This window comes from Paraburkholderia sp. CI2, assembly GCF_014201055.1.
GTDB lineage: Bacteria > Pseudomonadota > Gammaproteobacteria > Burkholderiales > Burkholderiaceae > Paraburkholderia > Paraburkholderia tuberum.
Genome location: NZ_JACHDL010000035.1, coordinates 56043 through 73476, shown reverse-complemented (window position 1 = coordinate 73476; position 17434 = coordinate 56043). Strand labels below are relative to the sequence as shown.

The 17434-nt window shown below is 61.3% G+C and carries 14 protein-coding genes; 6 read left to right on the top strand and 8 right to left on the bottom strand.

Annotation, left to right across the window (positions count from 1 at the left end; translation table 11 throughout):
• Nucleotides 1–367 precede the first annotated feature (367 nt).
• From HDG32_RS32740 to HDG32_RS32720, 5 genes are all read right to left on the bottom strand, one after another.
• Nucleotides 368–1273, bottom strand: coding sequence for a lipid A biosynthesis lauroyl acyltransferase (locus HDG32_RS32740; protein ID WP_184073674.1), 906 nt, complete (start codon nucleotides 1271–1273; stop codon nucleotides 368–370).
• A gap of 373 nt (nucleotides 1274–1646) precedes the next feature.
• Nucleotides 1647–2891: a citrate/2-methylcitrate synthase gene (locus HDG32_RS32735; protein WP_184073673.1), complete on the bottom strand. Its 1245-nt coding sequence runs from the start codon at nucleotides 2889–2891 to the stop codon at nucleotides 1647–1649.
• A 108-nt stretch (nucleotides 2892–2999) separates the two neighbouring features.
• Complete coding sequence (locus HDG32_RS32730) at nucleotides 3000–3389, bottom strand: VOC family protein (protein WP_184073672.1); 390 nt, start codon at nucleotides 3387–3389, stop codon at nucleotides 3000–3002.
• A 26-nt stretch (nucleotides 3390–3415) separates the two neighbouring features.
• Nucleotides 3416–4732 carry an MFS transporter gene (locus HDG32_RS32725; protein ID WP_184073671.1) on the bottom strand — a complete coding sequence of 439 codons (1317 nt, stop codon included), beginning with the start codon at nucleotides 4730–4732 and terminating at the stop codon, nucleotides 3416–3418.
• A 52-nt stretch (nucleotides 4733–4784) separates the two neighbouring features.
• Nucleotides 4785–5543, bottom strand: a complete 759-nt coding sequence (locus HDG32_RS32720) for an SDR family oxidoreductase (RefSeq protein WP_090807441.1) — start codon at nucleotides 5541–5543, stop codon at nucleotides 4785–4787.
• 309 nt (nucleotides 5544–5852) lie between these two features.
• Between HDG32_RS32720 and HDG32_RS32715 the strand changes: the two genes are divergently transcribed.
• The 3 genes from HDG32_RS32715 to HDG32_RS32705 all read left to right on the top strand — a co-directional run bounded on the left by HDG32_RS32715 (nucleotide 5853) and on the right by HDG32_RS32705 (nucleotide 9157).
• The gene (locus HDG32_RS32715; RefSeq protein ID WP_184073670.1) at nucleotides 5853–6815 is read left to right on the top strand and encodes a D-glycerate dehydrogenase; all 963 of its coding nucleotides are present in this window, start codon (nucleotides 5853–5855) and stop codon (nucleotides 6813–6815) included.
• Between the two features lie 196 nt (nucleotides 6816–7011).
• Nucleotides 7012–7137, top strand: coding sequence for a hypothetical protein (locus tag HDG32_RS32710; protein ID WP_260321215.1), 126 nt, complete (start codon nucleotides 7012–7014; stop codon nucleotides 7135–7137).
• A gap of 55 nt (nucleotides 7138–7192) precedes the next feature.
• Entirely contained in the window at nucleotides 7193–9157 is a 1965-nt protein-coding gene (locus HDG32_RS32705) for an enterotoxin (protein WP_184073669.1), read from the top strand.
• 21 nt (nucleotides 9158–9178) lie between these two features.
• On the opposite strand, the gene HDG32_RS32700 is transcribed toward HDG32_RS32705, so the two are convergent.
• Nucleotides 9179–11050 (bottom strand): beta-galactosidase, encoded by a 1872-nt coding sequence (locus tag HDG32_RS32700; RefSeq protein ID WP_184073668.1) that lies wholly within the window; start codon nucleotides 11048–11050, stop codon nucleotides 9179–9181.
• Between the two features lie 300 nt (nucleotides 11051–11350).
• On the opposite strand from HDG32_RS32700, the gene HDG32_RS32695 reads away from it, so the two are divergent.
• Nucleotides 11351–11842 (top strand): aminoacyl-tRNA deacylase, encoded by a 492-nt coding sequence (locus HDG32_RS32695; RefSeq protein WP_184073667.1) that lies wholly within the window; start codon nucleotides 11351–11353, stop codon nucleotides 11840–11842.
• A 122-nt stretch (nucleotides 11843–11964) separates the two neighbouring features.
• On the opposite strand, the gene HDG32_RS32690 is transcribed toward HDG32_RS32695, so the two are convergent.
• Nucleotides 11965–14349 carry a filamentous hemagglutinin N-terminal domain-containing protein gene (locus HDG32_RS32690; protein ID WP_184073666.1) on the bottom strand — a complete coding sequence of 795 codons (2385 nt, stop codon included), beginning with the start codon at nucleotides 14347–14349 and terminating at the stop codon, nucleotides 11965–11967.
• A gap of 355 nt (nucleotides 14350–14704) precedes the next feature.
• On the opposite strand from HDG32_RS32690, the gene HDG32_RS32685 reads away from it, so the two are divergent.
• Entirely contained in the window at nucleotides 14705–15880 is a 1176-nt protein-coding gene (locus HDG32_RS32685) for a diguanylate cyclase (protein ID WP_184073665.1), read from the top strand.
• 170 nt (nucleotides 15881–16050) lie between these two features.
• Nucleotides 16051–16743, top strand: coding sequence for a cytochrome b/b6 domain-containing protein (locus tag HDG32_RS32680; RefSeq protein WP_184073664.1), 693 nt, complete (start codon nucleotides 16051–16053; stop codon nucleotides 16741–16743).
• Between the two features lie 44 nt (nucleotides 16744–16787).
• Here HDG32_RS32680 and HDG32_RS32675 read toward each other — a convergent pair whose 3' ends face one another.
• Complete coding sequence (locus tag HDG32_RS32675) at nucleotides 16788–17249, bottom strand: CHRD domain-containing protein (RefSeq protein ID WP_184073663.1); 462 nt, start codon at nucleotides 17247–17249, stop codon at nucleotides 16788–16790.
• Nucleotides 17250–17434: the final 185 nt, after the last annotated feature.

The following is a 17434-nucleotide window of genomic DNA, read 5'->3' as shown; positions in this document are numbered from 1 at the left end:
AAAACCTCATTCTTCGATGAGACGGGTGCCGGCGTGTAAGCGGATAGGGTTCCCGGCGGTGCCCTGCTCGTGTTGGCGAGCGCATTTGATGCAGGCGCCCGGCCGCGGCCGCTCGTATCTGGGAGCATGTGCGCGTCGTCTCGCTGCGGAAAGTAGTTTCGTTTCGCGGCTGGAGTTTGGCCCGGAGTGGGGCGAACTGAGACGGTCGCCATCCGGCCACGAACGGCCATACGCTCGCGCATTCGGACAGACACTCAAACGTCCGGTCCACTCAGATAGCGGACCCTATGCCTGTCAGTCGAGCTCATTGCGTTACCTCACGGAAGCACACAACCAGGCACGGTCGCATGCCTTACGGACGGTGTGCTCAGTACACACCTGGCACGCCCGGTGGACGATTCTTGAAGCGTCGATGCACCCAGTAATATTGCTCTGGGCACCGATTGATCTGCGTTTCAAGAAATTCATTCATTCGGCGCGCGTCGATCGTCTCACTTTCTGAGGGAAAGTCGCTGAGCGGCTCGAAGATGGTCAGCTTATACCCGCGGTAGTCGGGCAATACTTCAGTCACGAATGGTACAACCCGCGCATGGGCCAGTCGAGCAAGGCGCGAAACCGAAGTGAGTGTGCACGCGGGGACGCCAAAAAACGGCACAAAAACGGAGTTGTGTATGCCGTGATCCATGTCAGCAGCCAGCATGACTGGTTTGCCTGAACGAAGTAAGCCGACGATCTTTCTGGCGCTTGTCGAACGTTCAATCATCTCGGCGCCAAATCTGCCGCGTTGCCGCTTGGCTAGACTGCAAAGGCGCGCGTTCGACATGCGTGTATATAGTGAGGCGGCGGGCACGCGCGTTGAGTAGAGTATGCAGCCGACCTCGATGCTCACGAAATGGAAGCCCAGAAAGATGGTCGGTGGAGCATTCCTGTCTTCCAGATCGATTCGACTTTCGATGTGGACCAGCTTTCGTATCCTCTGCGCGCTGCCGAACCATTGAATCCCTCGTTCGAGATAGCTTCGAACGACGTGGCGAAAATGGTTTCTGGCAAGGTCGTCGTACTCGCACTCGTTCTTGCCCGGAAAACAGAGACGCAGATTGACGAGAGCGATATGTTTTCGGGAGCTTGGAAGTGCATATAACATTGCCCCAAGCGCGCTGCCGAACCTTGCGACGAGCGTATAGGGAAGGACTGCGAAGACGCGCAGCAGCACTACAATCAAGACATAGCCTAATCGCCCCAAGAACCTCCCCCGCTCGCGAGAATCACTCATCGCGACACGGAAAAATACGGATACTTACGGATGTATAACAAAATTCGAGATCCTGGTGGCATAGCATGGCGATGGCCGAGAAGTATCGCACGTACTGCGTTGTGACGGGCGGATTCAACCGCTCGGACGCACTTTGATGCAACCCTTGGAATGTCGGCTCCCGCCCAGACTCCAGACCTTCCGTCCGCAACCTGGCCATGGTCTGGCGTCGCATGCCCCATCCGTCGCCATAAGCATGGTGGCAACGTCTGCGAAGCTACCGACGCCGCTTCGCTCAAAACGCTTACGTCCACTGGAACAAGCCGGCCCTCTCGGCAAGAGCCGATCGGCGTCGAGGTTTTTTGTTTCGGCAAAGATCCAGGTGACGCGTCTCTCAGCACCCAACCGGCCTGAATAAGCGATTCTTGTCGAGCGTGGCCGGATCGAGCGTATTCTCGCTGCCTTCCGCAGGCGACTCGGGGGCGGCGTCTTCCAGCGCCGGCCCGGTATAGCGGCCTCGTGGCCGTATGACCTTGCTCACCCGGAGTTGCTCAATGCAGTGCGCGAGCAAACCCACGCTCCGGGCTGTTGCGAACAACGCGAACGACGCATCGCGCGGCAACGCCAGTTGAGCCGTCAGGGCCGCAAGCGCAACGTCGATATTTGGCTTGAGCCCGGTCAGCTCAACCACCTTGTTGATGAACGACATGATCTCTTGAGGCGGATTCAGCACTTCGAGCACTGCGGCCGCCCTCGGATCGCCGTCCGGATACAGATGATGTCCAAACCCGGGGATTGGAATGGCCGACTGCAAGTGATGGGCAACCACGTGCTGCGCACCGAGTCTTCCGACGTCGTCGAACACGGCCCGCACGCGGCCTGACGCGTCGCCATGCAGTGGGCCGGAGAATGTCGCGAGTCCCGTGAGCAGGCATCCGGGCAGCGACGCGCCGGTGGAGGCGGTAATCCTGGCGGCGAACGCGGAACTCGTAATCTCATGGTCGGCCACGAGGACTAAGGCACGGCGGATAAGTTCGGCGCCATCGCGGTCCTGGCCCCAACCAAGCGCGAGCCGCTCATGCGTCATTTGTGCGTTCGCGCCGCGTCGCGCACCAAACGCTTGTGCGATGAGCGCCACGAGCCGGCCGGCCTCGACATGCAGTGCGCTGTCCGTGCGTCCGAGGGTCGAGTGTCCACAGGCCGCGAGCGCTGCCAGCGATGTGAACGCGCATTGCCTGCCGCGCTCATCGCCCTGTAGCGGCAACTCGCCGCTTTCGAAGGAAACGGGGGCGCGCGCGTTCCAGAGAATGGCCGCCACGTCTTCAAGCGTCGCCGCGTCCGAAAGCCGGATGCTATCCCGCCCCCGGTAGTAGGGCCGGCCTTTTGAGAAGGTGGTAATGCTGCTGTAAATGCAGGGTTCCGCACCGAATATGGTCCCGGCGGCGAGCGCTTCGCGCTTGCGTCCCACCTGCTTTTTTCGGCACAGACCGGCGACGTCCTCCGCGCGATAGAGGCTCTTGCGTGGGTCGAGCGGATCCGGCATGACGGCGATGGTACCTCGACTTACATACGCATAGACAGTCTGCGCCTGCACTCCGAGTTGTCGAGCCGCTTCAGTCAGAGTGATCCAGTTTCGCATGGGATGGCAAGCAAGGTGATGCAGCGCAACGGGGCAACGGGGGAGTGACGACGCAGATCGCGCCTTGCACTCGAGCACGACCGATCCAGCGCCAATATTGACGTTTTTTCAGGTAAAAGTCATCTCGGCGGGTCGCCGCTCCAGTATCTCAACGAGAACGTCACCGGGCGACCGCACGAAGCAGGCTCTGACGCCGGGGCGAACCTGCTTGATCGGTTCGACGATTTCCGCGTCGCAGAGCAACAGATGCACGAACGCCGCGTCGATATCGTCCACGACCACGCCGAAATGATCTATGCCCTGCTGCCGCTCGCCGCGAGGGTGGCCGGCTTGGGCGCTCGCCAGCGAGGTGATGAAAAGGTTGATGCTGCCGATGCGCAAATCCACTCGCCCAGGACGACGCACGATCTCGGCGTTCAGGCAGCGCGCAAACCATGCCGCAGTGGCTTCGGCGTCCGCCGAGCACAGTTGCAGATGATCCCACTTGAATTCAATCATCCGATTTCACCGTATAGTTGAAAGCATCACAGTTCGATGCGGGAAAGCTTGCCCAGCAGCACGGAATACGAAAACGTTCCGAGCAGGCAGATCGCGCCCATCAGGTTGAGGGCCCAGTAGAAGTGGCCGGTGTGCTGGGTGATGTAGCCGATCATGAGCGGCGTGGTGACGGCCGCGATGTTGGCTGCGAGGCTCGTGATGCTGCTGGTCAGTCCCACGTACTGTCGAGGCGCGATTTCGGAAACGGCGGCCCACGACATCGACCCGACGCCCTGCGCGAAGAACGCGATCGTCAGGATGGCGATCACCAACTCGTTCGACTCGACGAAATTGACAAGCACGATAGACGCGCCGAGCATCGTGCCGATGATGAGCGGAGCCTTGCGCGCTGTCGAAAGCGCCACTCCGCGCCGAATAAAAAAGTCCGAAAGGGAGCCGGCCGCGAGAATGCCGACCGTGGCACCGATAAAAGGCAGTGCCTGGAAGATCCCAACCTTGATCATCGACATGTGACGCGCTTCGATCAGATAGGTCATGAACCACGTGGTGAAGAAGACCAGCAGCGTGTTGTTACAGAACTTGCCGAGACAGATGGCGAGAACCTGGCGGTAGCTGAGCAGCTTGAGCGCCATGCGCCAGTCGAACTTCTCGCGGGGCTTGCGCGTCGCCGCGGCACCTTCATTGATGTATTGCAGCTCGGTGGCATTCACGCGCGGGTGCTGATGCGGATCGCGGTAAACCCGGTACCAGAGCAGACTGAACAGAATGCCGAAGCCACCGGTCACATAAAAAACCGTCCGCCAACCGTACGCGGCGAAGATCCACAGCAACAATCCGGTGAACAAGGGCGTCCCGATGTATTGCCCCATTACATAGACGCTGGTCGCGAAGCCGCGTTCCCGGGCGGGAAACCACAAGGTCACGGCGCGTGCGTTTGAAGGGAAGGCCGGCGCTTCCAGTGCGCCGATGGCGAACCGCGACCCGAGCAGCATCTGATAGCCGGTCGCGAAACCCTGCGTCAGCGTGGCGAATGACCAACCGACCAGAGACAGCGCATAGGCGAGGCGTGAGCCGAGAATGTCGGTCAGCACCCCGCCGGGCACCAGCGCGATGGAATAGGCAAGACCAAATGCCGCAAACAGCTCGCCCATCTGCATCTTGTTGAGCGCCAGCCCCTTCGAGAGGCCCGGCGCAACGATGCCCAGCGCCGACCGGTCTACGTAATTCAGAATGGTGGCCATGAGCAACATCGAGAGCACGACGTAGCGGACTCTGGAGCGATTCGTGGTATCCGCGTAAGCCGGGGTTCCCACCGGCAATGTTTGTTCCTCTGCGATTTTCATCGGTGTCTCCGTAACATTAGCCTGTTGTTTTTTTAGTTGGCTTAAGGGCGATTTATCCGCGGCCGACGAACGGCATGGCGGTCGCCATGATGGTCATGTTGAGAACATTGGCTTCGAGCGGAAGACTGGCCATGTGCACGACTGCATTCGCCACGTGCGTCACATCCATTCTTGCTTCGGGTGCCAGGCGTCCGTCCGCTTGCAGTACGCCGCGGTTCATCCGTTCAGTGAGCGATGTGGCGGCGTTGCCGATGTCGATCTGGCTGCAGGCGATGTTGAATGCGCGTCCGTCCAGCGCGATCGATCTGGTGATGCCAGTCACAGCATGTTTTGTTGCCGTATAGGCAATGGTGTGCGGCCTTGGCGAGTGGGCGGAGATCGATCCGTTGTTGATGATTCGTCCGCCTTGCGGGGACTGTGCCTTCATCAAACGATAAGCGGCGCGAGCGCAGAGGAAAACGCCGGTCAGATTGGTGGCCACGACGTCGTTCCAGAAGTCGACTTCGTAGTCTTCCAGAGGGACAGCCCCAGCATTGCGCCCCGCGTTGTTGAACAGCACGTCGAGCCGACCGAATGCCTCGGCAATTCCCGAAAACGCGTGCTCGACCGATGCTGCGTCGCCAACGTCGGCCTGGAATACATCCGCTTCTCCCCCCGCCCTGCCGATTGCTTCCTTTGTTTCCAGCAGCGGCTCGGCTCTGCGCCCGATCAGCGCGACGGCGAATCCTGCGTTAGCAAGTGCGACGGCGGCGGTTCGGCCGATGCCGGAGCCGGCGCCCGTAACGGCTGCGAACTTCTTCGATGCAGACATTTCCTTTCCTCTCGTCAAGTCAATTGGACATGGGAAACAGAGTTGCATTCGCATCAGGGGTTGAGCAATCTTGATTCATTGAATCAACATCCGCGGGCCTTGCGGATGGGGATCGCATCAGGGTTTTCCTGATGCGCGTGTGGCCGCAAGCAAGATTGAAGAGGGACAAAACGGAAACAAATCGCAACGCGCAGGCGCCGCGAACAATAGGGGCGAGTCATCACCGAGAAGTTGATTCATCCAATCAACATTGACGGCCCGGTCAGCGATTTCGTAGTCTCTCGACGTCTGCCTACCAAAGGAAAAACCATGTCGGAAGATAAACGCACCAGCCTGTTGATTGCGCGAACGGTTCCCACCGCCGTGGCTAATCGCGCTGCGGCCGAATTCCATGCCTTCGTGACCGAGTCCGATATGAACTCGTGGTCTGTCGTCGACTTCTGCAAGAAGCACGACGTGCCGGCCGTACTCATCGGGAAAAAATCCGGCCTGCAAGCGGAACACATTGCCGCGCTGCCTTCGACGGTCAAGATTATTGCGAACGCGAGCGCGGGCTTCGATCACATGGACGTAGCGGCGGCCCGTGAAAGGGGAATCGTCGTGACGAACGCGCCCGATGCGTTGACCGAGTGCACAGCCGATTTTTCCATGCTGCTCTTGCTGGCTGCGTGCCGTCGCGCGTCAGAATACGAACGGATCATGCGCAACGGATGGGGCAAATCGTTCGGCATGACCGAGATGCTGGGTATGCGAGTGAATGGCAAGACGCTCGGCATCGTCGGATTTGGGCGTATTGGACGGGCGGTCGCTAAGCGTGCGCAGGGATTCGGCATGCGCGTGATCTACACGGACATGCGCCGTGCGGCCCCGTCGCTGGAAAATGGCGCGACCTTCTATGCCGCTCTCGACGAAATGCTGCCGCACTGCCAGGTCCTCACGCTGCACGTGCCGGGTGGAAGCGTCCCGCTCATGACGAAAAGAGAGTTTGGACTCCTTCCCGCAGGCGCGATTTTTGTTAACGCGGCGCGTGGCGGCCTGGTGGACGAAGATGCGCTTTATGACGCCCTGACGTCGGGTCATCTGTTCAGCGCGGCTCTGGATGTGTACCGGAACGAGCCCAACGTCGACAAGCGGTTTGCTGAGCTCGACAACGTGTTCCTGACGCCCCATATGGCCAGCGCAACGATCGAGACCCGCGACCAGATGGGCTTTACGGCGCTGGACAATATCGCCGCCGTGCTGGAAGGACGGCCCGCCTCGAATCCTGTCTAAGGCTCGCCCTCATCGGGACAGTAACGTTGCGACGCCGGCTGACCAGCCGTCTCCCGATAAACATCGACCAACGGCCGTTGTACACGCAAGCAGCCGTTGGTTTCGCACCGGGCCGAAGGGCGGCAGTGGGTCGTAAGTACGCGTTGGCGGATTTGAGAGTCGCCGCTCCGGAGCCGCCTCGGGCGAGCGCTACGGTGTGCCCGGCAACGAAGCGGTGCTCAACGCGTTCTTGCGCTACCACCATACGCAGGGGCTTTCCGAACGGATAATGACTATCGACGAACTGTTCGCGCCCTCCACCACGGCGCAGTTCGTTATCTGACGCCATTCGCGGGGGCGGCGAAAATCTCTTCCTCTGGCCCGAGACAGGTTTCTCCATGCGCGCCAACCATGCTTCGCCTACGCAAACTGGCATGCCCGTGCTCCAGACGACGGGCCATATCTCCTCGTTCGGCAACGACGCGATTGCATTGCGCTGGACGAACGAGGACGAACGTCTCGCCGGTTTCTCACTGATCGATTGCGAGCGCAAACGCACGTTACGCATCGTCGCGCCGCTCACGCTCACGCTCGCTGACGGAACCACCATGGGCCTGGCCGAGCTGAGGGTCGTTGCGCCCGTGAGCGACGCGGCGCTCGAACCCAACCCGCATGCGTCCCGCTTGGGCGAACGAATCGCAGGGCGACGCGCGAGCGTCTCCCTGGTAGATACACATGGACGCCTAAAGGTGCAATGGAGCGTGGAGCAGCGCGAAGGGTCACGATATCTGCGCGTCCAGCTGGCGATTACGGCGCTTCTTCAGGACGAAGCGATCGCTGCCGTCTCATTGCTGAAGACGCGCGCTCCGGGCGCCAGGGCCAGTAGTGAGCGCAAGGGCACGCCGGTCATTGCGGGCAACTTCTATCTGGGCTTCGAGCACCCGCTGGCGACAAGTCAGGTGAAGGGCGACAGCCTCAGCTTCATGCTGCATCGCGCGTTGCCGCTGGAGAAAAACAGGACGCTGGTCTACTCCGCTGTAGCAGGTGTAGCCAGCGACGGCCAGGTTCGGCGCGACTTCGGCATCTATCTGGAGCGGGAACGGGCTCGCCCGTATCGCCCGTTTCTGCACTACAACAGCTGGGGCGACATCGGCTACCTCACGCCGTACACGCAGGAGCAGGCGCTCGAGCGCATCGCAACGATCGGCCACGAGTTGCACACAGCGCGCGGGGTGCAGATCGATTCGCTTCTGTTCGACGATGGCTGGGACGACCTTGGCGGCGGCTGGCATTTCAGCAAGGCATTTCCACATGGCTTCGTTCCGCTGCGCGACGCTGCCGCGCGATTCGGCGCCGCTCCCGGCATATGGCTTTCCCCGTGGGGCGGCTACGGTATGCCGAAACAGGAACGCGTGACGCGAGGACGTGCCGCTGGTTATGAGGTCATCGACAACGGTCTCGCATTATCGGGGCCGACGTATTACCGGCGCTTTCATGAAGTCGTGATGGACTTGCTCGACAAGGGCGGCGTCAACCATTTCAAGTTCGACGGCACAGGCAATGCCGACAGGGTGTTCCCCGGCAGCCTGTTCGACAGCGATTGGGACGCGGCGATTCAACTGATCGAGGACATCCGCGCGGCCAAACCCGAAACCTTCATCAATCTCACCACAGGTACGCATCCGTCGCCGTTCTGGCTGCGCCACGTCGACTCCATCTGGCGCGGCGGCAGCGGCGATGGCCTGGCGGGCAGCGGCACGAACCGCGAGCGCTGGATCACATACCGCGACACGCAGACGTATCACAACGTCGTGGAGCGCAGTCCGCTCTTTCCACTCAATTCGCTGATGCTGCACGGCATCCTCTACGCGCAGTGCAATCCACGCCTCAATGCGTCGGCGGGCGACGCATTCTCCAACGAAGTGTGGTCGTACTTCGGGACCGGCACGCAATTGCAGGAGCTCTACATTACGCCGGCGCTGCTGGGCGAGCACGACTGGGATGTGCTTGCGCGCGCCGCCCAATGGGCGCGCGAAAACGGCGACATACTTCGCGACAGTCATTGGATCGGCGGAGCGCCGGACGAACAGGCGGCCTATGGTTGGGCAGCGTGGGCGCCGCACAAGGCGATCGTGACGCTGCGCAATCCTCACAGTCGCACGCAACGCTTCACACTCGACCTGCGGCGCCAACTGGAACTGCCGGATAACGCGGCGGCACGATTCGAATCGCGCAGCCTTGGGCGTGCGGGGGATTCCGGTATTCCTGCTCAACTGGACGCTGATCTGTCGCAAGCAGTGCAACTGGCGCCGTTCGAAGTGCTCACGCTCGAACTGCTGCCGGTTGCCGCCGCGAAGCGGTGAAGGGGGGACGAGGCGTAGGCGCTAGTACAACCTGTCGGCCAGTTGAATCGGCTTTGTCTCGATCTGATGGAGGTCGAAGACCAGCACCTCGTTGTTACCTTGCACGAGCCACGGCGCGGGACAATACAGGCGCCTTTGCGGGCCGATGTTCCAGTAGCGTCCGAGATTGTGGCCATTGACCCAGACGATACCCTTGGTCCAGTTGCTCATGTCGAGCCAGGTGTCGCCGACTTCAGTCAGCAGCACGCTCGCCTTATAAAAGAGACCGGGTTTTCGTGGGTTCGTGCAGTCTTCGTTGAGGTTGGCGATAAACGTTTCATCCATCGGCAGCAGGTAGATGTCCCATTCCTCGAGCAACGCGAGCGAGCCGTCGACGTGTTTCATCGTGACCGGCTCGAGCAGACCTTTACGGTCAACGATCGCGGGTCCGAAGTTGACGCGCCCCATGGCCTCGACGAGTATCTCCAGCGCTACCTGGCCGTCCGGGTTCGACCCGTGGTTGTGCCGCGCCGAAGGCAGGGCAAGCGGCGCGCGATGCATCATGTGGAGCGACTGCGCGTACTTCTGCGGCAGTTGCGCTCTCGATACGCCGCCCGCGTACCGTTCACCAAGGAAAACCGTTGCGTAGTCGTGAACGGCGCTGATATCCAGCACACCGCGCGCGTGCTCCGGCAAAGACTTGCGATACAGCACGAAGCCAAACGCCTGACCGTAGCGTTCAAACGACTGCGGCTCGACGCCATGCTCGCGTGGCAGTGCCGCGGGCAGGTTGTCCCAGATCGAGGCGTAGAGCGTTGGCATCAAGGCCTCAGCGCCTGCGCAGTCAAGCGTGGCGATGACCTCGGGTATGGCTGGCAAGGGTTCGGGCAGATAGCTGGCGATCAGGTCTCGATACTTGATGTACTTCGGCGTCGCCATGCCTTGCTCGCTGACCGGCGCGCAGTAGTCGTAGCTCGTGATGTCGGGCTGATAGTTGCCTGAACCGTCCACGTTCGCGCCGGCAAAAAAGCCAAAGCTCGTGCCGCCGTGAATGACATACAGGTTGAACGACAGTCGCGCCTGCATGAACGTGGCCAAGGTACTGGAGAGGTCGTAGTCCACGCCCGCGAACCCCGCTTCGCCCCAATGCGTGAGCCACCCTGGGTACACCTCGCCAGCCATCGCGGGCACCGAGGGGAAATCGCGGCGCACGGTTGCGATCTGCGCTGCGTCGCCGTTGCTCAGCGCGATCGCGCCGCCCGTTACCGTGGTGCGATTGCGTTCGAGTTGCGGGAGACCGTCTTCGGTGTAGAACGGCCCGGTTATGCCTCCTGCTAGCCAAAGCTGCCTGAGCTCTTCGAGGTAAGCCGGATTGCTCGCATACGAACCGAATTCGTTCTCGATCTGGATCATCAGGATCGGTCCGCCGTGCTCGCTCATCAATGGCTTGATACGCGGAACCAGTTCGTCGATATAGCGAGCCACCGCCGCCATGTAGCGAGGATCGGTGGCCGAGTCGGTCCGCAACTGGATGTCCGGATCGCGCAACAGCCAGGAAGGGAGGCCGCCCAGATCCCACTCCGCGCACACGTAAGGTCCGGGGCGCAACAGCACCCACATCTGCTCGGCTTGGCATAGGCGGATGAAGGCCTCGATATCGCGATTCCCGCTGCGGAAGTCGAACACGCCTCTATGCGTCTCGTGGTAATTCCACATGATGTACAACGCGATGCAGTTCATCCCCATCGCCCTTGCCATGCGAATCCGGTGTCGCCAGTACTCGCGCGGGATGCGGGCTGGATGCATCTCGCCGCTGCGAATCTGGAACGGCAGGCCGTCGAGCAGGAAATGTTCGCCGTCGGGGCTAAAGGAGAAGGTATGGCTGCGTTCGAGGTTCACGATGGGCGTTGTCAAGTTGACGAATGCAGGCTACTCGTAAATCGGCTGCACCTGCGAGAACGGTAGAACGCAGTTCCTTAACGATCAACAGCTTGCGAACTTTTTCGGTCCGCGGCGGCGCGATGCCTCGCACGGACCAAAGGTGTCGTTCGCCGGACCGGCCGACCAACGTCAGCCGAGGAACGGCGGATTCAACCGGTGGATTCGATCGCTCGATGGAATCGTTCAGCTGGCGTGCGTATTGCCGGTGCGTGAACTATTCTGAAAAGATGGCAATTGTTCATTCCTTTTCAGGTATTCGACAGGAGGTGTGCCATGTCGATGTCGCCAACCTTGCAGGACTGCCTGCGCAGCAAGGGTTCCCGCTACGAAGTCGTGCGTCACCCATACAGCCACTCGAGTATCGAAACGGCTGCTGCGGCGCACATTCCGGGCGACCGCCTCGCCAAGACCGTGCTCCTCGAAGACGAACACGGCTACGTGGCCGCCGTGCTGCCGTCAACTTACGCCGTGCAGCTCTCCGAACTCTGGAACAAGACAGGGCGCCGGCTCGCCCTGGCCACGGAAGTCGAACTGCGCGAATTATTCAAGGACTGCGATGTGGGTGCGTTGCCGCCAATTTGTATGGCGTATGGCATGAAAACCTACCTGGAATCCAGCCTGGCAGGCCAGCCAGACGTCTACTTCGAGGCGGGCGATCACGAAGAACTGATTCATATGGAAGCGGATCAGTTCCTCATGCTGATGGACGATGCGGAGCGCGCCCATTTCGCCCGGCGGATGCGAGGGTTGAGCGGGAGGGCCTGACTCAACTGGCCAGCTCGTGCGCTGGCCGCGATAATTTGACCGCCTTTTGCTTCATTTGTCAGGGGGTAACTAATCAGCGGAAGCTAGAATTTTTTTCCAACTTCCGCTTGATTAGTCACGCGTCATTGCGCCAGCTGCCAGCGCAGCACCGGATGCGTCGCGCCGGCAGGCATCGCCCACACCCCCGTCGGACTGAAGTCATAACCCACGAATGATGCCGGTGTGCTCATCTGCGCGGTGGTCAGCCCGTTCGCCGCGGGAATCGGCGTGCCGTACACGACGCCGACTGTGGCGGTCGTGGTGTCGGTGTCCCAGTACACATCGTTCCCGATCGTGCCGGTATTGGCCCGCGCGATGCCGATCGGCTGATAGGACGGCTGAGTCACGAGACCGGTTGCGAATGACTGGGTGATCGTTCCCGAGTTTATGACGACGAGGCCGGCGCCGCCGCATGGCGTACCGGCAGCGCCTCGGCAATAGCCCAGAAGCGTTGTCGAGCCGGTTGCATAAGACTGGTTGATCGTGCCGCTGTTATCGCCGACAAGGCCGCCGCCGCCCTCATTGATATAACTCAGCGAAACGACCGGACCCGTGGCGAACGACTGGTCGATCAGGCCGCTATTCGCGCCCACCAGACCACCGAGCACATTCCCCGCGGTCACGGCGGCGCTGCTCGAAGAACGCTGGATCGAGCCGGCGTTAGCGCCCACGAGCCCACCGGCTATCGAAAAGTCGAGCAAAGCGAATGCGCCAGGTCCACCGCTAAGAACCGTGCCGGACGTATTCACCCGCAGGACCGTGCCGTTGTTCATGCCGGCCAGCAAGCCCATGTAGACGCTGGCCATCTGGTTGGGAGTCGTGCTCGCCGTGCCCGAAATGTCGACGTTGCGCACGACGCCCTGGGCGCCGATCACGCCGAACATACCCATCAATCGTACGAACTGGGAAGGCGCCAACTGCGCGACCGTTAGCGAACTGATCGTATTGCCTTGTCCGTCGAACTGCCCCGTGAATGGTGTGTCGACGCTGCCGATTGGAACGAAGGCGGTGTTGCTCGTCGCGCTCGCATCGATATTCTTGCCGAGCGCGTAGTTACCGGTGAGGTCGTTGGCGACATTCGACAGATCGGTCAGCGAGTTCACCAGCTTGTACGCGGTGATCTGCGTAACCAGACCGCTGAATGCGGGGGGCGTCCACGCCGGGTTGCTCAGTTGGGTACCGGCAACGTATGTGCCGTTCATGTCATAGAAAGCGCTCAGCGCGCCGGTGCTTTTCGACCAGTCGAGCGTGCCGTGATTCACGACGCTGCCGCCGTTGTCGCTTCCGGTTGCGTCGGCGCGCAAGCTCAGATTGCCCGCGCCTTTGTTCGCAATCGTCGCGCCGCTCGCGACCGACACGTCTCGGTACGCGGCGAGCGTCAGCGAAGCGGGACCAGACCAGCGCAGGGTCGATGCGACGTCCAGATCGCCCGTCGCGCCCATCGCGCCTGTCGTGGTGACATCGACAGAAGTGCCCGAATTCAGGCTGCGGCGCAATGCGCGAGCAGCGGAATTATCGATCGTGAATGCGGGCGTCGAAAGATTCCATTCGCCCGCATGAACGGCTGCCTTTGCGCCGAACGCCAGTTGCGCCGCGCCAGTATCGACTGTCCCGCCGCTGCCGTCCGCGTTGCTGGCGGTGATCGTGCCCAACTGCTCGACACGGCCGCTGTCGGCGACGAGCCACACATGTCCGTCGCGGTTCGCCGTGCCCGTCGCCCGAATGCGCGTGCCACCGCCGGCGAGCGCAAACACGTTGCCATCGGCGGCCTGCAGGCTGATCTGCGCGGCTGCGATGCGTCCACTGTTGACGACCGTACCAACGCTCCCCGTCTGCACGAAAACCTGTTTGCTGCTGGCCGAGTCCTGTAACAGCACCTGTTCGCCCACGGCCAGTTCGGCCGTGCCGCCTGGCGCTTTGATCGTGCCCGCATTGACGACCGCGCCTCGCGCGATCAGGAAGACATCGGCGCCGCTCGAACTGATTTTGCCGAGGTTAATCACGCTCGCATTTGACTCGCCCGACAGCGTGAGTGCGTCGCCTTTGATGAAAGCACAGTTGCAGACATCGAGCGTAGACGCGACGAAACGTCCACCCGTTGTCACGACGCCCGAGGGGCCCACGACTATGCCCTGCGGATTGATGACATACACGCTACCCGTTGCGCTGAGTCTGCCGAGGATTGCCGACGGCGAGCCGCCCGTGACCCTATTCAAGGTCGCGCCGGAGCCGTTGTCGAACGTCACGCGGTTGTGGGCTCCGACAGAGAAGCTGTTCCAATCGATCACGCCGCGCGTCGAACCCGGCTGCGTGACGAGCAGCGCATTGCCATGGCTCGAGATGGTGCCGGCCCCGGCAACGTATTGACCGCCCTCCGGAAGAACGCCTGCTGCGCACGCAAGGTGCGTCGCAGACAGACCGGCAACGGAAATGCACAGGAAAAGCAGCGATAGTGCAGGACGCGTCATACATCCCCCTTTCCGCGCGGGCACGCATGGGAGTGCGCTTGAAGAGCCGGTCTATGTCTATGTCTATGAAGAATAGCAATTTGGCGCTGCTGCGCCTCGCGATGAACTCAACCTTTCGCGACGATTTGTATTGGCTTTGCGCCGACATGGCGCGTTGCGCAGAAGATGCCAACCGGCGAAATTTCCGCGTTCACCGTGTAGTTTTTCGGGCGACCGTAGGCCCACCGCCCGGCTTCGCGTCTCCCCACGACCCATTCCGATATCATTTCGCAAGGATGCGCGGCATTTGCCGTTATCACGTATGTAGTCTCTAACCTTTTCCCCGTTGCAGCGGGGACGCGCTCTGAAGTCAGCGATGAAAGTCGATCTAGCCACGCTTTACCTTCTTGTGATCGGAACCTTGTTTGCCAGTTCCGCCATGATGTATTGGGAACACCTGTCCCATCCCAAGCGCGGCAAGGAATTACGAATGCTGGCGGCCGGATATGCGACCCTCGGAATCGGTTGCGCGGCTGCTACATTTCGGGTTCAACTGCTCGGTGCAACTGGCCCCGCAGTGAGTGATCTCATGATTCTCACCGGCTATCTGCTCGTCCTGGACGGTGTGGCAATGTTCAACGGCCGACGATATCTCGCGAGCTCGATCGGGTTGCTTCTGCTGATGGGGCTCACGTGGGCCGTGGCTGGCGTGCGTTGGCAGGCTGCCGTCTGGATGTACGTCAGCGCCATCCCGATCGCGCTGGCTTCCGCCATGACGTCGCTCGAACTGCTGCGAGGCGACGGCATGCCGGCGGTTCAATCCCGGCGCGTCGCCGTGGCGGTAACAGGCATCCACGCGCTGTTTTACGTCGCCCGGGCTTTCGTGCTGCCATGGCTGGTGCCGATCTTCGGGCCGCGCGTGCTGGCTGTCTCCAGCGAAGTCACGATGTACGAAGGGGTTCTCTACTCGGTCATTTTGCCGATGACCTTGCTCCGGCTGACCCGGGAAGAAATTCATGGTGAGCTTTTGCAGGAGTCCCGCACGGATTACCTGACTCGCCTCGGGAATCGAAAGTTGTTTTTCGAAGAGGGGGAGCGGGTTATCAGCGACCGCGGCATAAATCGACTACCCGTCACACTTCTTGCGTTCGACCTCGATCACTTCAAGAGAATCAACGACCACTTTGGGCACAAGACCGGCGACGAGGTTTTGAGGTCATTCGCGGAAACCGTTCGAGCCGTGACGGGTACGGACGCGATTCTTGCACGCATCGGCGGCGAAGAATTTGCCGCCCTGCTGCCGGGCTACGACAGCGACCGCGCAAAAAAGCTAGGCGAGAACGTTCTCAGCCGGTTCGCCGCAATGTCCCATGGCGCCGACGGCGACCGGATTCGCGCCACTGTCAGCATTGGACTCGCCGAGTCAAGTCGCGAAACGGCTTGCCTCACCGACCTGCTCTCAGCCGCCGACCAGGCGTTGTATCGAGCCAAGTCGCTGGGGGGCAATCGGCTTGAACAGACGCCAACGACCGCGCTCGCCGCCGCCAGCTGATCTTCGAGTGGCAATCGGATTCAAGCTCCCGCCGGCTAGTGTGTGGGGAAGTTTCCGGTCCCGCTCGAAACACTGAATTCGTTTGTCAGCACGGCTCCGTCGATTTTGCTAGTGGCCGAGGAGCCACGCGGATTTTCGTCCGAGCGCGATTGCGCACGCAGGTACGACACATGGATGCTCACGAACCCGACACACGGCCGACCCAGCCCGTAACCCGCCCTGTCCTTGTCTGGGACGCGCCGGTGCGGTTGTTTCACTGGCTGGTGGTCGTGCTGGTCACGGCCGCGTATGTCACGTTGAAGCTGAACTGGATCGACTGGCACGTGCGCGTCGGCGAGACGCTGCTCGCCCTTGTTATTTTCCGGCTGCTATGGGGCTGCTTTGGCAGTGAGACCGCCCGCTTTCGCAGTTTCGTGGCATCACCCGCTGCCGCGCTTCGTCATTTGCGCCGCCTGTTTCATCGCGAGCCCGATGTACAGGTCGGTCACAATGCGGCCGGCGGCTGGATGGTTCTATTTCTGCTCGTCTTGCTGCTGACCGAGACGCTGAGCGGGCTCTACGTCAACAACGACATCGCCGACGAAGGGCCGTTTAGCGAACTGGTGCCCGCGTGGCTCGCCAACGCAATCTCGGCGTTGCACGGCCTTGTCTGGTACGTGCTGCTCGCCGCGGTGGTGCTGCACGTGCTCGTGATCGCCCTCTACGCGGTAGCGAAGGGACACAACCTGCTGCGCCCGATGCTGACCGGCTACAAACTGCTGCCCTCGTCAGTAGACGCGCCGCGGCAGGCGCCAGCGCTGCTGGCGCTGCTGCCATTCGGCGTCGGCGTTGCCGTGGTGATGCTGCTCGCGGCTTATCTGTGAGCCTGACGCAAACCCGCTCTCCGGGCGCGGCTACCGTGCCTGCTTCAGTTGCCCTTCGGCGGCGTCACCTGGCCGCGAATCTCGCCATCCGGATTGTTCTTCGTGTGAACGTTGATGTACATGTCACCGGCTTCGAACATCTTGGCTTCGTCCGGAGATAGCGTGGCCTGACCGGTGATCGGGCTCGTCACCTCCATGGTGCCCTTCTGCGACAGCCAGACCTTTACGCCAGCGTTTTTACCGGCCGGGGCGGGTCCGTGGAAATGCGCCATCGTGGTCGGACTCGTCAATCCGCTGAAGCTGATGTTCCAGGTGACGACCCGCGTGCTGGGGTCGTACGTGAGCTTGGCGCTGCCGCTGCCCGGCGTCTGCACCGGCGGAACCTGTTGGGCGCCCGTCAAAGGCACCTCAAACGAGACGGGCGCCGCTTGCGCCAAGGTCAGCGTACCCGCGAAGGCCAAACCACCGAACACCATGAAAGCGCGCCGCGTGATGGATCGTGACATCTGGTTTTCTCCTGTTGGGTTTGCCCTTGGTGAGCGGGCGATTATTGAAGACTGCAGAAGACCTCGTCGGCGTTGTTGGCAGCCAAACAAGTGAGTCAAGCATAGACGCAAGCAGGCCGTAACGCGAAGGTCGCATGAGGCCGAAATCCGGCTATGCGTGGCAACCGCCCCGTTACGTCGACGCC